This is a genomic window from Saccharopolyspora sp. NPDC050642 (genome assembly GCF_040654735.1).
In the GTDB taxonomy this organism is placed as follows: domain Bacteria; phylum Actinomycetota; class Actinomycetes; order Mycobacteriales; family Pseudonocardiaceae; genus Saccharopolyspora; species Saccharopolyspora elongata.
This window is the reverse complement of the sequence record NZ_JBFAIN010000060.1, coordinates 1-23,112: the sequence shown is the minus strand read 5'-3', so window position 1 is coordinate 23,112 and position 23,112 is coordinate 1. Positions and strand designations below refer to the sequence as shown.

Here is a 23,112-nt window from a genome sequence, read left to right as displayed (position 1 = left end):
GCCTTCTCGACTGTGGGAGCCCCTCCTTATGTATGTCCAATACGCGGCGGAGGGGACTGGCCTCGCCGAGAGCTCTTCGGGCGGGCACAGCCGCTCAGAACCCGCGGCGGTGCCAGTTGCGAGGGTGGGTTAAGCGCTGCGCGCTTGCGACAGCGCACACCGCCGTCGCGTGGGGTATCGCAGCTGCGGCCCCAATTGGAATCAATCATCTAGTACCCGACGGGCAGGTACCAGTTCACGTCCTGGTGCTGCGGTTCCGGCACCGACTGCGGTCTTACGGATTGTGGTGGTCGGAGCCGCCTTCGTGGTCCTGGCCCGCTGCGCCGTCCGACGCGGTGTCCGGCCCGGGCAGATCCTGCGTCATCTTGGCGGGCCGCGAGTACTCGGCCAGCCGGTGCGTCTCCTCCCCCGGCAGGAACCGCAGGTACTGCCGGGCCTGCTCCGGCAGTTCGACGCGGCGCTCCTCGTGCTGGTCGCTGGTGATGCTGACCAGTTCGCGGTCGGTGACGGTCCGCACCAGCCCGGCGATTTCCGGCCGCTGCGCGAGGTAACCCAGCGCGGCCGTCCAGATCACGTCCGGTGCCTCGTGCTGGTGCACGGCGTCGGCCACCAGGGTCAGGTGCAGGTCACCGTCGCGATTGTGCAACTCCCGGGCCAGGGTTTGCACGACCTTCTGGGTCAGTTCGACGGTCGCCGCGCGATCCTGCAGCGAGATCGACGGCTGCGGACGAGGGCGGGTGACCCACTGGCCGCCGGTGTTCATCGCCGGTCCGGTGATGGCTCCTCGGTCCCCGCCTCCGTGCCCGAGTTCGTCGGCGAGTTTTGCGATGTTGATCGGTCCGGTGCGGGAGATGACCGAGTACCGGCGCGACCTCAGCTGCGGGTTGGTGACGAAGCTCTCGGCGGGGAGGAAGTCCGGCGACTCGTGTACCTCAGCCTGCGTCTTGCCGTAATTGTCACTCATCCGATCGAAGAACTTGTCAGCGAACGGGTGTCCCTTCGGCAGCACGAGGAGATCGTTGTTGACCGTGCCGCCGCGCTTGTGTATCCCGTACGCCTCGTCGGAGTCCAGCACCTGCTGCATCTCGTCGAGCAGTTGCCAAGTGGTCTGGTACTCGCCGTCGCTGTACGGGAGGCCGAAGCGTTGCCCGAGCGCCACCCGCAGGTAGTCGCTTGACGCGGTGTAGCCGGGCTTGGTCTGCTTCGCCAGCTCGGCCAGGAACGCCTCCTGGTGCGGCATCGGCCACGAACTGTTGAACACCTCGTGGACGTTGACCAGCGCGACGTTGTTGTCCTCGGCCCACGCCAGCATCTCGCGAACCCCGGCCAGCGAGTCCGGTTCGTGGTCGACCGGGACTTTCGCGGCCTCCTCGAACTGCGCACGCGGTACGTCGGTGAACACCACCATCGGTGCCCAGCCCCGCAATTGCTTCTCGGACTCCGCGATGTTCTTGCGGAGTTCGACCTTCGCCGGGCTGCTGGTGTCCAGCGGACCGCCCAACCAGATGGAGGCGCGGGCGCGCAGCAGTTGCAGCTCGGCGGGTAGCGGCGTTTCGTTCTCCGCCCAGCCGCGTTCGTGCTCGGGCAGTTCCCGTGTCAGGACAAAGTCGTCGAGATCCTGCAGGTTGTGTGGCGCGACGTCGGACCAGTTCGGTGCCGGGCGCTTCAGGTCGAGACGCTGCAGCAGGTCCAAGCCCTGACCCGCGGTGATCTCCGAGTAGTCGTGACCGCGAAGGAACTCCGGCGGGTTGGCGGGCGTGAGCAGCCCGAACAGGTCGGGTTCGGGCAGCACACCGGCGGAAGCCGGGTCCGACAGCGTCGCCTCGTTCAGCTCCCTCAGCAGCTGACCGGCCGGGTCGGCATCCGCCGCCGGCGTGGAGCTCCCCGACTGTCCGGCACCGAACGGCCGATTAGGGTCGTCCTCCGTCACCGGCTCGTCGCCCGGCCCGCCGCCCACTCGCGCACCGGAATTCCCGGCGCCACCGGGCTTCTCCGATGGGCTGACGTACTCGCCGTCGGCGTCGACCGGGTCCGCCACAAGGTTGGACACCGAAATACCGACCGCCTCGATCACGCCGGCGTGGCCGAAGTCCGCCGGCGACGCCACTACCCCGGTCCGGGGGTCCACGATCGTCAGCTCATCGCCGTCGAAACGCACGACGTATGCGCGTGGCAGCACCAGCCCGGGCGGCCCCTTCCGACGATGGGAACCGACCTCGGCCTCCGGACGGGGTTCCTCGATCGCGTGCACCAACATGATCGCGAACGGGCCCGGCCGCCCCGGATCGCCGTGCCTGGCGATCATCATCCGCTGGCGCACCTCGCGCACCCCGACGTCGCCGATCCCGAACTGCTCCAGCGTGTGCCGTGCGATGACATCCGACGGATTCCGGCTGTGCTTCTCGTACGCCTTGAGCGCTTCGACGAGTCCCTCGGCCTTGACCGACCGCAGTCCCCCGAACTGAGACGCCGTGGCCGGTGCGTCGGTGATTTGCCTGTACCTCGGCTCCGCCGGGGCGACGATCACCTGGTTGCCCCGGGCGTCGACGGTGACCTCGTAGAGCTCCAAGAGTCCGGGCAGATCGTCATGCGGCATTTCCTCGCGGGTGACCGGATTCTGGATCCTCATCCACGACTCGGAGCGGCTCTGCCGGATCTCCTTGATCTCCTTGATCTCCCACCGCACGGAGTTCTCGTCGCTCACCGACACAGAGCGGACCGCATGCCTCCACACCTCCTGCCGAACCGTGACCCCGTCCCTCTGCCGGTTCTCGAATTCCTTGCGGGGAGCCGTTTCCAGGTTCTCGACCCTGAGCTTGTCCCCGTTCGCGGGATCGACGATGTACACCTGATCGCCCTTTTCGTCTCGACCCAGGTTGAGCAGAACCCGGACACGCCCCTTGGAGGACGCGCCATACCCGAGCATGACGGAGAACGTGCCTGCACCAGCGCCACGCACTCGCGCGATGATCGCGGCCAGCCCTTCGATGCCGGAATCCGTCTGTGGCGAGAAAGTGACGAATGACTTGGCGCCATCGCCGTGGAAGTTCCTCTGCAACTCGAGGGCGCCGCGGATGCCCTGATAGACGGCCGGGGTGACGCCAGGCCCGCCTTCATTCGAATTCAGAGCGACCATGAGCTCCGACCGCTCATCGAGGCGCTGGTCATCCGGCAACTGCGGGAACCGTCGCTCCTCCTCCGTCCTCGGCGCGACCGGGGGCTCCTCCTTCCACTGCTCGCTCAGGTCACGGACCGGGAAGGTGTCCGGCTGGTTCCGCAGCCACGTGTCGAACCTTTCGCTCTCGGCCCGCGGAGTCGAGTCGTCAAGCTCGATCCGCACCTGCCGCCGCAGGAGGTTCGCCGACGACTCCGGCATCGCCCGCAACTCGTCCTCCCCGTGCGACACCACCGTCACCGGGACATCCCGTGGGTCCGGAGCCCCCGACAGCGGCATGCCGCTCGTGAGATACAGCACGCGCATGAGGCCCACCGTCTCACGGATCATTGCGACGACCCGTTCCGCCTTGGTCTGTCCACTGTGGGGTTCGCGCTCGCTCGCGTCCCCGTAGACGTGCAGCACGATCCGAGGCAGATTCCGCCGCACAGCGCCGGGGATCGGCTCCACGCCGGAACTCGCACTCGATGCGTTTTGCGTGGAGTCGGCTCCGTCGCGCTCTCGATCGCCGGGGAACGCCTTGTCGATCCATGTCAGGCCAACGTAGGACGCGGTCTCCGCATCCCTGCCGGAGAGCGCGGTGCCACGACTGTCCTCGAACGTGACCGTCGTCGAGTCGTTGATCAGTCGCCCGTCCGCCTTGCTCGCCTTGAGGTCGGCCGCGATCTTCTTCACCGTGGCACGGACGGCGGAACGGTCCCGGATGTCTCCGCGGTGGTGCCATATGACCGCCTTGGCAAATTGCTGCAGATCCACCATGCCAACCAGCAGTCTCATGCTGGCTTCGGCGAGCGCCATCCGCATTACCGAATACCGGTCACCGCTGGTGGCGCTGACTTTCTCGGCCAGAGCCTTGACGTCCTCGACGGTCCAGACCTCCGGCGCCTCCGCCGGTTGCTCCGGCGGGTTGGCTCTGAAGTCCTCCTGGACCGAGATCCTCACCTGTTCGGTCGCCGGGTCGGCCTCGTGCGGCGGGACGATCCCCGCGAACCCCGGCTCGGTGACGATGGCGAGATCCTCGCCGGCCGGCAGATCCTCTGGTCGCGACTGCCCGGCGAGGTGCACGGCGCGCGCATAGTCGAACCCCGCACGCACCTGCTCGCCCACCGTGTTCGCGGCTTGCTCGGCAGCTCCCGCAGCGACGACCCGGTAGGTCCGCGTGCCCACGGTTCCGTCGCCAAGCACGTGCACCGTCTCACCGCGCCGCACATCCGCGTGCATCTTCTCGAACAGCTCGATCCCATACAGCCACGGCCTTGTGCCCGCTGCCGCAGCCGGGTCGCCGGCCTCGTCGTTGACCGGCACGTCCACCGGCTCCGGCAGGCTCGGCGACCGGTGCTTGACGACCTTCAGGTCGTGCGCGACATCCCACGCGATCTCGTCGATCGGTTTGACCTGCGACGCGGCCTCCGCGTTGTAGCGGCGCTCGATCATTCCGGCCACCTGGTCGACATCCATGCCCAAGCTGGCGATCCTGGCCAGGCTGATCTCGTTCAGGATTGCCTTCAGCGTCGGCTGGTAGCCGAGCCGGACCTTGTCCCGCCTGCCCTCGCCGATCTCACGCACGAGCCGGCGGGGATCGGGCCGGTCGGCGGATGCCGGTTGGAGCCCGTCCAGTTCGACGAGCCCGTCGGTGAGCCTGCTCTCGACGATCTTGCCGAGCTTGAAGGTGTACTGGCCCGGCCGGCCGTCGGGCAACTCGGCCGGCAGCCCCGTCCGCCTGTCCATGATGTCCAGCCGGCCGCGCGGGGTCCGCCGCACTTCGATCAGATGGCTTTCGTCGGGCTTTTCGCTGTTCTCGATGAGAATCAGACCGGAATACCGGACAGGCAGCTCGCCCAGTTCCCAGAGCAGACCGGCCTTGTCGTAGGGCACGAATTCATCGATCTTGAACGCCTCGACGACGTCCTCTTCCGTGAACTCCCGCTGCGTCGTCGGACCGAAGGAGTACAACTCCCCCCGCTTGCGCGAGTTGTACGCCGCCGCCGTGGCCAGCACGCAGGTGTAGAAGTAGTCCTCGTGGTGCCGCAACCCGCCCGCATGGTGCGCCAACCCCGCCACCTGCGACGCGAACCCATCGTTGACGGCGACCCACCGCAGCGCCTCCTCCCGGCTGAACGCATCCCGGGTCACCACCGGCGGGTTCGGCAACCCCAGCAGATCGGTGACGATCTCCCGGACCAACTCGTCCGCATAGGACCGCGCCGCGTCCGACAAAGGCGAATCGATCCGCGACATCCCGGACGCGACGATCGTCGCCACACCCGCACCCACCTGGGTATCGGCCCACTCCCGGCCACCAAGCGAACCCGGCGCCGCATCCCGCACCAGCCCCACCGCACGCGACCACACACCCGCCGCGAACTGCCCGGCCACTTCGTTCGCCTTCTGCAGGACAAACTCAGCCGTCCACCGCCCCTCTTCGGGCCGACGCAGGTCCATGACGAATCCCTGCTCGCCTTGCCTTGGCTGACCCGACGCCACTGCCGTCGAGGCGTCATCGCTTCCCGGCGTGGCCACCGACGACTTCAGCCAGTCACGCAGCGACCTCGCCCGATCCGGAACCTCGTCCGGATTCATGCCTTGCAGATCCAGCGCATCGGGCGAGGACTCCTTGACGCCATCCCCCGCATCGCGCGGTGCGTCGACAGCTACCGGCGGCTCTGGCTCGACGGCGTGCACATCCCCGACCAGCGCCCCGGCCTGCCCGGACGCCGGAGGGCCAACAGACAACGTCTGCGCCCACCACCGCACCTCGTCACGCGCCGACTCCTCCGCACGTGAGGGATCCACCTGATCCGCCACCACAAGCGCGACCTGCTCCAAGGTCAAGCCATTGTCCAACAGCTGCGCCGGATCGATGCCGTCTCCCACGGCCCGCCGCGCCGCCGCCAACTGCGTCGCGCGCTCCTGCCGGACGTTGGCAGGGAGGCCGTCCAGATCCGTGAACTTCCGGGCCACCTCGCTCAAACCGGACAAGATCTGGCCGACCGCCCGCCGAATCACCAGCTCGCGCACCACCCCGCCGTCGCCGGCACTCATGTGTGCGGCCGCGCCCGGATCCCCCATCGCCCATTTCACGTCCTGCGCGACCACGTTCGCCATCGCTCGCACAAACGCGTTCAAATCACGCGGCAACGTCGGAGGCAAGAACGACCACACCTCCGCACGCCCCTTCCAGGCATGCACGGCAATCACCTGGATGGCATCGGCCAAATTACGACGCCCCAAGAACTTCCGGGTTTCGAGACCGCGCTTTGGCTCGTCGAACCGCTCATACGCCGCCCGCACCGCATCCGCGAGAACCGCATCCTCCGGCTCGGACCGACGACGGTCCCCAGCCGCCAGTCGAGCCGCCATCCCCAGAACAAGATCCCGATCCCACCGCAACCGCGGCCCCGGCGTCTCCGGCCAACCAGACCACTCACCCGTGGCCCCACCCGGCCCCGGCCCGCCGACACGAGGCCCGGACGACCCCGCCCCAGGATCGCCCTCAAGGCTGCGGATCGGGAAACCGCCGGTGACCGCACTACCGCCGGCGTCGGCACCGAACCCGGCCGCCTGTTCCCGAGCGGGAACCGTCATTTGCTGGCCGACCGGTTCCCGCTCGGCGGTCAGACCGCTCACGATCTCGTCGACCACCGCAGGGGGCTGCTCTTCGCCATGCTTGGTCCGATGCCACACGATCCGCGCCACAGCGTCGTACTCGTCCCTGGTGAGTTCCTCCGGCAACAGCCCGCCGATCAACGCCGGAAACAAAAAGCTGTCCACCGGCGGCAACCCGGACACGTCGTCCAACGCCGACAACACCCGCGCCGAGGTCCAGCCGGGCCCCGTCCAACGCTGCCCCGCCTCAGCCGATCCCCACACCTGTTCCCGCACCTGTTCCCGAGCGGGAACCGTCATTTGCTGGCCGGCCGGTTCCCGCTCGGCGGTCAGACCGCTCACGATCTCGTCGACCACCGCGGGGAGCTGCTCTTCGCCATGCTTGGTCCGATGCCACACGATCCGCGCCACAGCGTCGTACTCGTCCCTGGTGAGTTCCTCCGGCAACAGCCCGCCGATCAACGCCGGAAACAAAAAGCTGTCCACCGGCGGCAACCCGGACACGTCGTCCAACGCCGACAACACCCGCGCCGAGGTCCAGCCGGGCCCCGTCCAACGCTGCCCCGCCTCAGCCGATCCCCACACCTGTTCCCGCGTCTGTTCCTGCACCTGTGACGGTGCCCCCGCGGCCGCCTGCTCAGCCACCAAACCAGTCAGGATCTCTTTGAACACCACCTCAGCGGCCTCGCCCCGACTAGCCCGAAGCCACACCACCCGCGCCACCCCGTCATAGACCGCCCCCGACTCACCCGCCAAAGCCTGCAGGGCGTCAACCCCGTCCACCGAACCCAACTCGCGCCAGATCCGATCCGCCACCTCACCATCGCCCGGTCGCTCCAGCGCCGACACGCCCTCCACCGCCGACAGCACCCGCGCCCTGGTCCACACACCCCCCACCCACGAATCCCCCGCCTCCACCAGTTTCACTTCCTCCGCACCCGGCCCCCGAACGAACCTCATCCCCTCCTTGCGGTCAAACTCAACCCGACCCGAACCCACCGATTCCCGCCCAGGCACCTCCGGGTCGGGCCGGGCTTTCAGGACCTCGTTCAACTGATCCCTGATCCGCTCCAGTCGCTTTAGCCGGAGCGTGCCCCAGGGCTTCTCGAAAACATCAGGCTTCACCAACGTACCCCGCTGAGCCGCCATCAGCTCACGCATCACATCGAACTCATCGCGCATCAACCACCCCCACCACCCAGACGTCTTCATCAACAAACCCGCAGCCCGCGGGGAATCCCCGCGCGGCCGCACCCTAGTCATCAGATCTTCGATCGTGGACGGATCAACCAGCCGATCCCCTTCCGCACCGGTCGTCGTATACCGCAACGATCTCGCACCGCCACCCTTTTTGCTGGACCCGTGCGAAACGATGATCCCGGCACCGTGCAGCCTCAACACTTTGTTGAGGTTCCGGATGCTTTCATCAACATCCTGGCCTGTTTCATCGTCGGAGTTCTGACCCCGGATACTCTCCCGAAGCTTAGTACGAGAGACCTCCTGCCCCGGCTCCTGCGCGAAAAAATGCAGCATCTCCAACAAGCGTGGTGTTAATAATTTCCCCCAGTCGACCGCGGTAAACCGGTGCCCCGTTGGCATATCGGCCACCGACATCTTGGGCACAAACAGAAAAGCGTTCTCGTCACCACGTTTCTCGGCGACAATCCAGCCCCCCGCATCGATCCCCTCGCCATCCAAACGCTTTTGGACCACAAAGTTCTGGGATTTGAACATTGTATCTGTTAGCCTCGCCCCCTCCAGCAGAATGCGCCTGGGTATGGGGCGACTCGGATTCGCCCGATAGAACGCCTCCAACCTCTTGTCTGGGGTCGCGTCAGGCGCGAAGCTAACGTGATTGAACGACTCCAACCGCACCGGGCTCTCCGCGGCACGCCGTTGCCGCTTGACGAAGCGCGACCCCTCCGGCGCCTCCAGCCCCCGCTTGTTCCGCGCCTCCTGCTGCCCGCGGTAGTTCATTTCACCGAGCTCCGGGTCATCCAACTTGGTCAGCGTCGCCGCATGCCCGGCCTGCTCCAGCCGTAGGTTCCCGCCAACAGACCCGACCACCAGGTTCCCCACACCTGTATCGACGCCGACCGAGTGCAGCTCGTCCAATGCCTGCATCGACGACTCGTCCACCCGCCGCGGCACGCGCTTTTGCAGGTCCGACAACAACTGCCCCGCATCGGCACTCAACCACACCCGCCACTTGTCACCCACCAGCAGCTCCCACCCATACCGCCGGCGTTTGGGCCGCAACTGTGTGCGATCGACGTCCGGGATCTCGTCCCTCGACAACAACCGATCCCCCTCCTCGCCAGACGTATATATGAACCCCTTACCCCGCACGTCGTCATTGACAATAAAGATATGACCCGCACTATTCGCCCGCAACAACCCATTGATCTGAGAGACCTTTTGCATCAAAGTTTTTCCACTGTACTCCTCGATCTCCGCCATCGGAATGAAACCCCGAGGCCTCTTGGCGAACTCCGCCAACAACTTGACCTCACGCTCTGCCAGCACAGTGCCCCAGTTCAAGCGCTTTCGATCCCCTGCCGACCTCTCACCATCCGATACCGCAGCATACGGAATGAACATGTACTTCCCAGACGTGGCCACGACCCACCCCGCCGCACCCGAACCCGAACCCGAACCCGAACCAAGAATCTTCCGCGCAATAGACAGATAATTCCCGAACGATTTCTCGCTCGACGCCCGCGACTTAACACCATCCTTATCGACAGCGTCACGAACCTCGCCCAACCACTTTTCCCACCCCCACAGCACATTCGGATGAGCCCGGAACTCGGCTGCTAACGCAACCCCCAAAATCTCCTCGGAACCCCTGCTCTTACCCTTACCCTTCACCTCGCCGGCGTTATCGCCAGAGCCGCCGGAATCCGCCGCAGCCCGCGCACGATGCACCACTTGGTCAACCAGATAGGCAGCGGAGACCGTGATCTTCTCTTCGACCGTGTGGTCTTCGAATACCGTGCTGACCACCAAATGTGCCAGCTCCGACCTATTGATCAGCTCCAGCGCCTCCGGCGTGCCCGCCAACGCATGGCGGGCGAGCACCGAGATATCGGCCCACGTACCCTCGTCCACCCGCCGCGCCGGTTCCCTGCCGTCATAGGCATCCTTGACCGCCTCTGACGCCTTGTTCAGATCATCGAGGATCTGCCGCTCCGCCTCCGACCGCGCCGGCCTCGGCTCGGCCGCCAGCAGCATGATCCTTGCCCTGCGCAGCGACTCCGACGTGAAATCCAGCCTCCCGCTACCCGCCGACGATCTCTGGTTGTATGCCCACCAGGCGACCTGGGCACGGCTTTCGAGGCCCAGATCCTCCCTCAGACCCTCGATCTGGTCGTCAAAGCGACTCCGCGACCACCGCAGTCGGTCTGCGATCTGCGCCTCGCTCATGCCTTCGGCGAGGTACGGGACGAGCCTCCGCTGATCCTTCGTGAGCTTATCTTCGGGGCCTGGGGGGAACTCGCGCATACGCCGCATCAAGTCAGCCAGCAACGTCGCGACATCATCCCGACTCCGTCGCTGCCCCTCGAACTCAAGGCCCCACTCCGTGAGCAGCTGCAGCGCCGCGTCCGTACCCGCCGCCGCATGGACGACGACCACCCTGACACTTTCCCACGTCCTCGGGTACTTGGCCCGGAAAACGTTCCCCGAATGCGCCAGCTCCCGACGCGCCCCGATGTCCGTGACCTCCTTTGACGCCTCGCGCAGGTCAGCGGAAACCTGCTTTTCCGCGTCCGTCCGCGGCGGCCGCGGCGGCTCGGCCGCCCGAAGCCTGTCCGCCGCGTCACGCAGCACCTCAGGCGTCAACCGAACCGAAGACGCGGTCTGCTCGTTCTCCGCGAACGGATCCAACTCCCCCATCAGCACATCGACCGGATCCCCCACGGCGGCCAAGTCGCCCTCCGCGAGGGATCCGTCGTCGTCCAAGGACTCGTCCCGCGCACCGACCCACCCGCCGCCGGCCTCGGCCGGGGCATTGGTCCGCTCCAAACGCTCCGTTCGGTCGCGGCCACCCACAAAGCCACCACCACGCTGTTCCCCGGACGACGACTCGACGAGGCCCAGAACGCGTGCGAGATCGTCGACGAACCGCACCCGGTCACTCGCCGGAGTTCGTGCGAACACCGCCAGCACATCACTGAACCTGGCGACATCCCCAGGCAGGTCGAACTGCCTGCGCTGCTGAGTGGTCAGGTCCGCCAGCCGCTGGTCCAGCCGCTGGATGTTCGCCGTCCGGCCGAAGGTCTTGACCACCCGCTCGAGCGCGGCCAGCCGCAGGCGCCCAGCATCTCCGGTCTCGGGGACGACACCACTCACCCAGCCGCGCACTGTCTCCGGGGCCGCACCGGTCACCTTGACGGCGGCGTCGATCCCACCCACGTAGCCCACCAGCGCGCCGGGAGTGCCGGCGTCGAGGAACCGCACCACGTCCCCCAGCCGACGCAGCTGACGGTGCACCACAACATCAGACCCGGGCTCGCTGCTGGACGGCAGCAACTCGCTTACCACCCGCGCCAGCTCCCACGCCCCACCGAACCGCTCCGCGACCGCCCGGCGCTCGCCGCGGTCGTCGACGAAGTACATCAGGTCCGTGAGCCGCCCCAACTCACGCACAACCCCAGCCGACTCTTCCACCAGGGCGGCCTTCGGCTTCGAACCGACCTCAATCAGATTTCCATCGACATCGGCCACGTCAACGAAGTAGACGGCGTCGTCGCCGCCCAAGCCCTCCGGCACATTCCTCGTACGCAAATCGTCACCGGTCAGCCGCCACGTCCGCAGACCACCCCGCGCTCCTTCGAGCAGGAACACCCGATCGACGTTCGGCTGCCTCGCCAGCCGCGTGAAGACTTCCCACACGTCGTCACTGGCGGCGATCACCCTCGGCCGGGGATCACGACCCGTATCGGCACGGAACTCACCGATCGCGCCGTCACCCTGGGCGAACTCCTCCAACGTCGCACGATCCACCGCCGGATAGGCGGACATCCGATCCCGGCGCAGCCCCGGCTCCACGATCTCGGTGATGCGCCGCTGCGCGTCGCGCCCGTCGTCACGGCCGGGCTTGAGACCGGGCAACCGGATGAGCCCTCCATCCAGCTTGCTCGCGTCGACAACACCGAAGTAGTAGGTTCCGCCGGGCAATGCGGCGGGCAACCCCGTGGACGCATCGAGCACCCACACCTGCCCGCGGGAATTCCGCCAGACCCCCACCAGGTGGTACTCATCCCCATTGACCGTCCACATAGCCACGCCAACGCCACGTTCAGGCAGCTCACGACCAACATCAATAAGGCTCTTCCGCCCGCCGTCGTATTCGGTGAAACCACCCACCCCGAACTCACGCACGACATCGGAGGGCCGTACCCGCCTCGACAGATCGCCTGTCGGATCGAACCTGAACGGCTCACCCGTCTTCATCGAGTTGTACAAGGCCCCCAAGGCATACACACACAACATGTCGTAATCCGGGTGACGCCACAACGCACCGGGGATGTGCAACAACGAGCCGATCTGCCGCATGTGTTCGGCGTTGATGTCGGCCCACGCACGTGCCTCGTCCCGGCTCTCGAAGCTCTCGAGGCTCACCTCCCGGGGGTTGGGCACACCCGCCAGGTCCGTGATGATCTCCCGGACCAGATCAGCCGCATCGGACACCGCGACCTCCCCGCCGCGGGAGCGGCGGCTGGGATCCCACAGCTCATGCGCGGCGAGTACCACAACGGCCTTGCCCAGGCTGCCGTCGATGAACTCCCGACCACCAAGAACACCCGGCGCCGCATCCTGCACCAGCTTCTTCACTGTCTCCTTGATGCGGCGCGAGAGCTCCGAATGCAGGGCATCGCCGGAGTACGGCCACCCCATCCACGACGCCAGAGCCACGACGCCCTCGGCAGTCCAGCGGCCGTCCGGCCGATTCAGGCCGACCGCACCTCCAGTGGGCACCACACCTGCCGGGACCTTCCCGCTCACCACGTGTGCCGGCTGATTGCCAGGCTCCGCGATCGCGATACCCAGGCGCCCCGCGATCTTCCGCACCACCTCGTGGGCGGACGAGACCTCATCGAGCGGGTCAAGGTCTTGCGCGACGATCAACGCGAGCTGCTCCGCCGTCAGACCGCGCTCACGCAGGGCCGCGCCATCGATCAAAGCCACCGCACGCCTGGCGTGCTCCAGTTGCCGCGTGCGGTCCTCGCGCACCTGCTCGTCGGTAATGTCGTCGAGGTTCGCGAACTCCGAAGCAGCCTCATGCAAGCTGGTCAGATACTGGCCAACTCGCCGCCGGACGGTCAGCTTGATCTCCTCAGCGGAGGCATCCTCGCGCAGGTGATCCAGCGGCGGCGACTCCATCGACCCGGCCACGTCCAACGCGATGATCTTCGCCACCGCGGGCACGAACTCGTTCAGATCGCTCGGCAAGTCCGACGGCAGCAGCCGTCTCACCTCTTCGGCTCCCCGCCAGGCGTGCAGCGTGATCACTTCGACGGCCTCTTCCAGGCCGAAACCGCTCAACAAACTCCTCGTCGCGGCCAAGACCTGCTCGTCGTCCGTCGGACGCTTGTCGAACCGCTGATACGCCGCACGGAGGCGCTCCGCCTGCGCTGCGCGCAGGGCGTCCGTGCCGGCCCCGGTCCGAGACTCCAGCGACTTCAGGTGCGCGGCCATGCCAAGGGCCAGGTTCCGATCCCATCGCGGCCTCCCGGCGCCCGCTTGCCCCCCGGCGTTCGCCACCGTGAGAGGAGTGCCATCGACGTTGACCGCGGAGGCGTACAACTCGTCATATTCGGACAGAGTGGCTCGCAACTCGCCCAGTAGCGGTTTCCCATCCTCCTGAAAGTTCTCCGTGTCAACGAGAATGGGGCGACCATTCTGGGGTGACGACACCACGTTCCAGGCACGGGACCACTCCCCGTCCTTCTTGCCGGCGACGACCGCCGTCACGTGCGGCTTTCCGGAAAACATCAGGATGAGCGCGTCCACCCCGCCAGGTACCCGCTCGAAGTCGACGGACTCGATGATGCCCCTCACGTCGTCGACGTTGAGCGCGACCTTCGTCTGGGCCCAGTGCATACGCCTGTGCACATCAATGTGGTTCAGCAGCGTCGGTCCCATTGCCGCGATGCCGTAGTTCCACCAGTGCCCCGCCTCGCCAGCCACTCGCCAGCGTACGAGCGTGGCCATCAGGCTCTCCTGCGCCGAGGCGACCGGCGTCAGGGCGTTTCGCCACCCGCCCGCCGTGATGAGTCCTTCCGGCAGCAGCTCCGCCGGCGGACGCTTCAGCTGCGCCGGCCCACTCAGGTAGCCACGCCACGTCAGCGCGTCACCACCGGTCACAGTGAACAGTTCCTCCAGCGTGGCCGTCGTCGCCACGTGGTGCCACTCGCGATTGCGGAACTCCGCGTTGGTCACCGACACGGCCCGGGAACGAAACGCCGGAACACTCGCGATGAAGGTACTCGCGGCCTGCAACACCAATTGAGGGTTCTCATGCCGGCTCAGCAGATTCCTGACCGCCGGGTAGAACATGTCGTGCGGCCGGTTGTAAAGATACAAGATCAGGACGTCGGCGACCTTGGCCACCAACTCCTCCGACCTCGCATGATCCTCCTGGGCAATCTTCGGTTCCGCTGACGGGACGACCGCGGCCGCCCACGAATTGGCATAACTTCCGCTCACGCCCGGAAGCAGGTGGAATTTGCCAGTATCCCGCCGGACACTCGCCAGCAAGCCCGGACCCGTTCTGCCCGTGACCGAACCATGATCAAACCAGAACATCCCTTTGGGATTCTCGTCGAAGAAGTCGGCGGGCCGGTTGTAGAGCCGATCTCCGAACAGGTCGATTTGTGTCAGCTCTCCGACACGAGCATATGTACCCAGATAACCCAGTGCCTTGGGGTGCCCCCTGGACATGAGGATCGCGTCGTTGTTGACGAACCCACCGGTGTCCTCCCGCTCTACGCGTTGTCTGTCCAGCAAGCGGTAGCCGACATCCGAGATATGCACCTGCTGGAACACCTGGGGCCGATCGAGGACGGCGTCGCCGTCGAGGTAAAGGTTGCCGAGCGCGAAGCTCAGCAGCCATCTCAACGCATCGCTGGCCTGGACATAGCCGTACGGGCTGCTCTTCGTCCGGTCCATCAGGACCCGCTCGACCACCGGCGCGGACACCTTCGCCAGCGGAAGCTCGTCGATATTGACCACCCACATGCCAAGCTGCCCGGCGATCCGCACCATCCGCCGCACACTGTCGAGCCGATCACCTCGCAGCGCGAGCCCATTCAACGCCTGGATATCCGCCCGCGGAACGTCGGTGAAGAGGACCATCGGGCCATTGAAATTGCGCCGTGTCGCCGCCAAGCCCTCGATGAACTTCGCCGTCCGCGGCGAACCGTCCAGTGGGCCACCCAGCCAGATCGCCGACCGCGCCACCGCGATCTCCCGCTTGGCGGGCAGCCGAAAACCGGTTCGGAACTGCTCCGGAAGATCCTGCAAGATCTGACGGTCAGCCGCTGTCCACTTCGACTCCAAGATGACGACGTCCCGCCCAGCCTCGTCGAGGGCTTCCGGCGTGAACGGTTCGTCCGGCAACACCGAACGAATCATGTCAGCGCGCTGCAACAATCCCCACACCTGGCGCAGCGGCAACTCCATCAGATCGACGTCCAACACCGCCGGAACCGGCCGAATCCGGGTGTTCCCGAACAGCCGGGGACCGCGCGTCGGATGGTCACTGACCTCCCCGCGAGCGAAAGCATCCGCGGCCCGGCGCTCCAAACCCGCGAACATCCGGCGAACCCAATCCGCGTCCTGCTCACTCATCGACCCGGAACCGGGCTCCACTGCCAGTACTTCAGTGGGCGCCTTTTCATCGACCTCCATGGGTGATCCGTCGTCGTCCGAAGACCTGTCCCGCGCGCCGACCCACCCGTCGGGGACGCGACTGGCCGAGCTCCCCCCCGCTTCACCCATGACCTCTTCCGGCCCCGGGCCACCGACACGAGGCCCGGACGACGACCCCGCCCCAGGATCGCCCTCAAGGCTGCGGATCGGGAAATCGCCGGTGACCGCACTACCGTCGTCGCCTACCGCATACAGGAAGTACCTGGAGCCAGCATCCTCGAAGTTGGCCGGGAATCCCGACTCCCGCACCCGCTCAACACTCAGATGCCAAGCCCGCCCGTCCAACTCCGACGCCCCGGTCTTCGGCAGCCGCACCACCACCGCCTCGAGGAACGCACCGGCATTGGCCAGAGCCGTCAGCAAAGCCTTGGCGATATTCGCATCGTCGCTGAAGAAGGCCGGCTCCGGTTCAGCGTCCGGCAGGCGTGGGCGTCGATTCCTCAGCGCCTGCTGGAAGTTCTCCCGCGCCTCGGGTCCATCGACCACGTGGTCCCTCAGCTGCTCACGGGTGATCACGTCACCACCAGCGACGCCGGCCGCGTTCGTACGCGATTCCTGGCCGGGATTCTCGTGCTCAATCACCTGATCGTCAGCAGCCGTTCCATCGAACTCCACGGAAGATCCGTCGCTGTCCGAAGACTCGTCCCGCGCGCCGTCCCGCGAGACCGGCGCGGGCCGCTCCGTCAACGGCTCAACCGACGGCAAGCTCACCTCGTCCGACTGCCTGGCGGTCTCCGCCGCCGGCTCCTGCGCGACCGACGCCGACGATCCCGGCCGGTGATCCAGCAGTTGCTGCACGAAGGTCGTCAGCAACACGTCAGCCTGGCGCCCGTGGTCAAACTCCAACCCCGTCGTCCTCGCGAACGCTTCCGTCGTCGCCGGACTGCCGATCAACGCGAGAGCGATGATCGTCCTGATGGCCTCGACGTACTCCGGTTCCAGGCCCGTCAGGAAGATCTTCTGCGGCCTGGTCAGCGTCGTGCTGGCGTTTTCCACCTCTGTCATTGCCTGGACGAAGCGGCTCTCGGCACTGGCTCGCTCCTCCGGCGACAGGCGCTTGTGCTCGGCGTTGTGAAGCCGCTCCGCCGCTGCGGCCAAGTCGTCGAGCGTCCAGGTCAGCCCGTCAACCGAATCAGGATCAGCCTGCTGCTCCTCGTGCTGCTGGCTCGGTGTCTGCGGCCGTGGGGACTGCCCATCGGGAACATCCGCCGCGCGCGGCGCCATGTGGGTAGGTTCGACGGGAGAAATCTGCGTCTCCCGCAAGAAATCCGAACTAGCCTCCTGGCCACCCGGTACCAGGCGCGCCAACGTGTCGCTGTCGATCACATCGGGCGTCCGCCTCGGCAGGATCGGGCGTTCCTGTTCGGTAGCCATCCCATCAGCGGCGAAATCGGGATGATCAACCCCAAAGTCCACCTCATCACCGCGAACACCACTCCCGACCGATTCCTCCGCCACCGGCTCCGTACCCGAAGACCCGCCAAAAACCACACGCCCCTGATCATCAACCGCGTACAAGTAGTAATCAGAGAAATCATCCGCAAAAATCTCAGGGAATTCGTCGAACTCCACCCACATTCGCACTTCCACAACAGTCACACGCCAAGCCTGCCCAGCCCCCCCGGATCGCGGCAGCCGCACTATCAGCGCCTGAGCAAAAACATCCCCGTCTGCGAAACTCCCCAGTTGACTCCAAGCATCACCGGCATCAGAACTCAACAGAACCGGCTCCGGCTCCACATCCGGCAACCCCCGCTCACGCAGCAGCGCCCCCTGGAATTCCTCCAGCGCCTCATGCCCCCCAAACGCGCTCTCCACCGACCACCAACCGGGAATCGGCGCCGCCGCGCCTGCTGATTCCTGCCCGGCGAGCGCCGCCGCCTCCCCCAGACCCTCGAGCGTCCAGTGCGGAGTCGACTGCGGAGCGATCTCACCAAAGCCAGCAGGCCGAGCCTGTTCGCTAGCCATCCCATCAACGGCGAAATCGGGATGATCAACCCCAAAGTCCACCTCATCACCGCGAACACCACTCCCGACCGATTCCTCCGCCACCGGCTCCGTACCCGAAGACCCGCCAAAAACCACACGCCCCTGATCATCAACCGCGTACAAGTAGTAATCAGAGAAATCATCCGCAAAAATCTCAGGGAATTCGTCGAACTCCACCCACATTCGCACTTCCACAACAGTCACACGCCAAGCCTGCCCAGCCCCCCCGGATCGCGGCAGCCGCACTATCAGCGCCTGAGCAAAAACATCCCCGTCTGCGAAACTCCCCAGTTGACTCCAAGCATCACCGGCATCAGAACTCAACAGAACCGGCTCCGGCTCCATGACCGAGAGCTCCAGATCACGCAGCGCGCTCCGGAATTCCCGCCGCGCCTCACGCCCCCCAACCACGTTCTCCATCAGCTGCTGACGGGTGATCACCCGATCAACCTCCACCGGCACAGGCGGCGCCGCCGTATCTGCTGATTCCTCCCCGGCGAGTGCCGCCGCAGTAGTAGTGGAGGCAACCGTCGGCTGCGGGGCGATCTCACCAAAGTGAGCAGGCCGATTCGTCCGCAGGTGCGTCGCGAAAGCGTCCAGCAAGCTGGTGGCGGACCGCCAAGAGGAGCTCGAAAGTTCCGGTGTCGCCACCAGCATCGTCGCCGCTTCCTTGGTGCCGTAAAGCACGTAGGTGACGATCGCGGTGATGGCGTCCCGGTCCGGAGTGTCCAGCGCGGCCAGGAAGGCCCGCGACTCCGCGCGCAAGGCGCTGTGGGCATGCTCCACCTTCGCCCGGATCTCGGTGTGCCGCTGGACGTCGACCCGTGATTCCCCAAGCCTCGCAAGGTGTTGTGCCGCTTGACGCATTCCCTCCGACGTCCAGGTCAGCGGAGCATATTCGGCCTGCGCCATGCTCGACAGCTGGTCCAGGTCGAGGTCGATCGTGTTGCCTGCGCTGTCGACCGCGTGGGCGTAGTAGTCGACCTCGCTCTGTGAGAACTCCGGCCCGAATTGCTCATGCGCCACCTGCTTCCAGGTCAGCACCCACGCATTCCCGGCGCCGGGAACGTGGAGGAGCCCCGCCCCGCGTTCGCGGGGCGGGGCTCCTCCCGCCCCGCGTTCGCGGGTCGCCACCACGACCCCGGCAAGATCCGCAACAACGGCCGCCGCACGCAGACGCGCCCTCGCCTCACGGCGATCACCGCCGAGCAGCCGCAGCTCCGGAGACCTGCCCGTCGCCGCTACGAAAGCCTCAGCCGCCAACCGCCCGCCGACGAAGCGCGTATCCAGCTCATGCCGGGACAGCACCGCAGGGGCTTCCTCGGGATCGATCACCACGTCCTGGGCGATCGGCCGGGGCAGCACCGCAGCGGCTTCCTCGGGATCGATCACCACGTCCTGGGCGATCGGCCGGGGCAGCACCGCAGCGGCTTTCGCGGGATCGATCACCACGTCGTGGGCGATCCTCATACCATCGGCAGCCACGTAAACGCCGTACCAGACCGGCTCGTCCAGTGCCTCAGATCCGAATTCGGGCGGGATCTCCGCATCCAGCACGGCCTGCCGGGTCAGATGCCATGCCGCGCTGACGCCGCCGTCGCCCACGTCCCGGAGCACCAGTGCGTCAAACGAGTCCGCGGCTTCCGCCAACGCCCACAGGCTCCGGAACAACGCCGGCGCCTTGTTCGGGAACGGCTGTACCTCCGGATCCAGTCCCGTCGCCTCGGTGAAACTATCGACCGCCGCCGCGCCGCCCCAGACGTCACCGCGCTTCAGCACCTCAGACGGGACCGACGGGTACGTCACGGGAACCGTGGTGCCGTGCAACACCTTGTAGTTGCCGTCGATCACGAACAGGTGGAGGGTGCCTTCCGCGACTTCGGCAACCTCCGAGAGGGGCTGCTTGTGGCCGCCGCGCCAAGCCCGCAGCTCCGTCTGACCGCGCTCTAGTCCCCACGCCGCGCCGTTCGAGCTGTCGAACAACACGCCGTAGGCTCGGACACTGTCAGACGCTTGCAGGCGTTGTACGACCTCGTCCCAGCCGGAAACACCGCGCAATGTTCCGATCTGGATCTTGAAGTTATCCTGCACCACGCGCACGGCGCCCTGCAATTCCCACTCCAGATCGGGCCGTGATCCCACCACGTAATCGGGTGCGGTGTGCCGCGGCGGCGGCTGAGTGGACGGGCCGGCCCCGGCCGGATCGTGCCCACCCCCGGACAGCTGCCGCTCTTCCCAGTCGCGAAGTTCTTCCGGGTCGTACTGCACCGGCTCCGCTGGCGTCTCCTGACCAACCTGATCAGGGCCGCTACCGCCCAACCCTTCGAACTGCACCCACCACGCCGGATTGACCGTGCCCAGATGGTGGCCAAGACCAACCGCGAACTCCCGCAGACGCTTCTTGCTCCAGTCACTGTTCGCGATCCGCTCGGCAACGAGGCGAGACAGCGTGTTGTACGGGCCCCAGCCGTCACCGTCGAGATCGACAAAGTCAGGATCAACCGGGGTGTCAAACAGGTTGGTTTCGCTGACGATTCCCTGCGCGGCCTGCAGGTGGTTGGGGTCCGGCCTCAGATTCCTTAGATCCCCCGCGGCCTCGTAGATATCCTCTGCACTCGTCAACGGGTCCTGACCGTCTCCACGATCCACCGCAAGCGGCGCATCAGACGACGTCACCAGCTCGGGACGAAGCACCCCGAGCCCACGCGCGATCATCCGAGCAACGCCGTCGATATACGCGGCGCTGAACTCGCCAATCTCCAACAGCCGGCTAATCGCGGCGAGCGCAGCGTCATAATGCCGAGGCCGGCTCTCCTCCAACTGGTTCATGTCAGCGAACCTGTTGAGAACACCGCGCGCGTCATCGACCACCAGATCAAGCTGCTGCCCCTGGTTATCGACCACGAACACCGAGTACCGGAAACCCGCATCACTCAGACCAGGCGGCAATTCCCCCACCGCCGGCACGTGCCACGCCTGAATTCCCGCAGCACCCCCCAAACCGCCCTCGGGCCACCGCACCACCAGCGCCTCAGCCGCAACCCGATCCTCCGTAGATGCATGCATCACCGTCTCATCCAGCACCGCCCGCACATTCCGATCCTCCGGAATCATCTTCAACGACCGCGGCATTACCTCACCATCAAACGACGCCCCCCGACGAGCCAACGCCCGCGCAAACCCGTCCCATGCCGCAGACCCACCCTCCAACGCGCCCCACGCCAAACCCGCCGCCACAGCTCCCAGCAACGACTCGGCAGAACCAGTAGCCCGCCACAACTGCGGCGTCCGCTCCACCACCCGCAACGCAGACCGCCGACCCTCCAGCACATAACCCACAAACCGATCCACCGCCTCTCGAACGTCATCATCGGGCAGACGGGCAAAAACACCCTCCACCTCCGGGCTCACCCGCCCATGCGCCAACGCCACAGCCTCAGCCGTACGCTCCGCGACAGCCCCCTCCTCCGCATCCAACCCAGCCACCAAGGCCACCACACGCTCCGGCGACCACACCAACCCACCAAACCTCGCACCAGAACCAGACCCCTCACCTTCATCACCCGGCTGACGCTCCGCCGAAGAACCCACCTGCTCCACACCAGACGCCGGCCGCTTAGTCCCATCCCCAGACACCCCACTCGCCACCGACCACCCGCCGCCTTCCGGCGCCGCATCGTGCCCCTCCGCGGCCGCCGCCAGCGGTCTCCAATCCACACCCCTCGAAACAGCCTTCAGCAACGCCTTGACGTCACCGGCGGAGCCACGAAGCTCTTCCGTTTGCAACACCAGCTTCTGTGCCAACGAGCCACTCACCGATGCCTCGGCGACGAACCTGTTGATCGCGCTCTGAACCACCGGGTCCAGGCCAACCAAGACCTGACGATCCACCGGGCTCAGCTCGCCATAAGCCCTGGCGACCTTCCGCTTCGCCTCGACCAGAACCGGCCGCCGCTTTTGCAATTCTCTGAAAATCGAGAGGTCCTTCTCGGCCCGGTCCATAGCGCTGACCACCGCCCGCAATCCCGCAGGCATGATGGGATCCGCATCCTCCTGACTTCCGGCGGACTCCGGCTGTGCAGGAACCAACCTGGCGACCAGATTCAGCAAGATTGCCGCAACTTCCCTGGGTGGGGCGGGTGCGCGCGTGTCGGTCCAGCCGTCGGTGTCGCCCCACGATGGGGCGCTGTGGAACGCCTCGGTCTTCGCCATCACCCGCAACGCAAACGGATTCAACGCCACCACATGCGCCACGAACGTCTCCACAGCCTCCCGCTTGCCCGGCTCCAGCTGCTGCAAGAGACCCCGTGCATCTGGACTCACAAGGTTCTCCAGGAACGCCGAACGCACAGCATATTTGGCTTTGACCAGGAACTCCGCCACAAGCTCCCGCGACTTCTCGAACTTCTCGTCGGGTACTCCGTCCGTCGGCGGCAAAGCCCAACGCGCCACCCCAGCCTCATCACCAAGCTTCCGCGCCACCCCCTCCAGTCCCTCGAACGTCAACCGCTCAACCGGCCCAACCGGCGTCCCGGCAACATTCCCCGACCCCCAAGCCCCGTGCGCCAGCACCGCCAGCCACCCCGCCGGCGGAATCCGGCTCACATCCCCGTGAAGCAAGCCCGCCAGCTCCGGTGTCCCCTTGACCACCTCCACGGCCAACGGCGTCTTCGCCGCGATATGCCGGAAAATCGTCTTGACATGGTCAGTGAACGCACTCGAAGCGGCCGGGAGCACCGGCAGCAGCCCCCTCCGCACGGCTGAATTCCAAACCGGGCCACGATTCAGCTCGCCCAGCCTCTGGGCGTTCTCCAAATCCTTCTCCGACAGCGACGACGACGGCGACTCCAGCCTCGCCTCGATCCGCTCAAGGTCACGCGCCAGGGACTCCAACCCATCAGTCGTCAACTCCAACGACCGAACATCCGCTTTAGCCGGACCCTGCTCCGCAGTAACCCGCGGCCGCCCGACAACCTCCTCGCCCTTGTCACCCGGCTCATCCCCAGCGTTGCCGGAAAACTCGGAGCCGTCAGCGTCCCCGAAGCCCCCGAAGACGTCGTCGTCAGAGAACGTCGGGACATCGCCCATCGGCACGTCATCGTCCGGGCCGGCCACGGTAGCCCGGTCGGCGACAGGACCGGTGGAGCTTTCCCCCCGTTCCCCTACCGCCCACCTCAGGCCTCGCCTCGGCGCGTGCGACTCGCCGTCCAGCACCTGTTCCTGCGCCTGCGCCTGTGTCTGCGTCTGCGTCTGTGACGATCCCGCTTCCAGCGCCTGCGACGATGCCCCCGCAGCCGACTGCTCAGCCCTCAAACCAGCCAGGATCTCGTCGAACACCACCTCAGCGGCCTCGCCCCGATTAGCCCGAAGCCACACCACCCGCGCCACCCCGTCATAGACCTCCC

1 protein-coding gene is annotated in these 23,112 nt (G+C 66.3%); it reads right to left on the bottom strand.

Annotated features, from left to right (window positions below; translation table 11 throughout):
* Nucleotides 1-274: 274 nt before the first annotated feature.
* Entirely contained in the window at nucleotides 275-23,044 is a 22,770-nt protein-coding gene (locus AB0H93_RS42010; protein WP_358582017.1) for a hypothetical protein, read from the bottom strand.
* Nucleotides 23,045-23,112 lie beyond the last annotated feature (68 nt).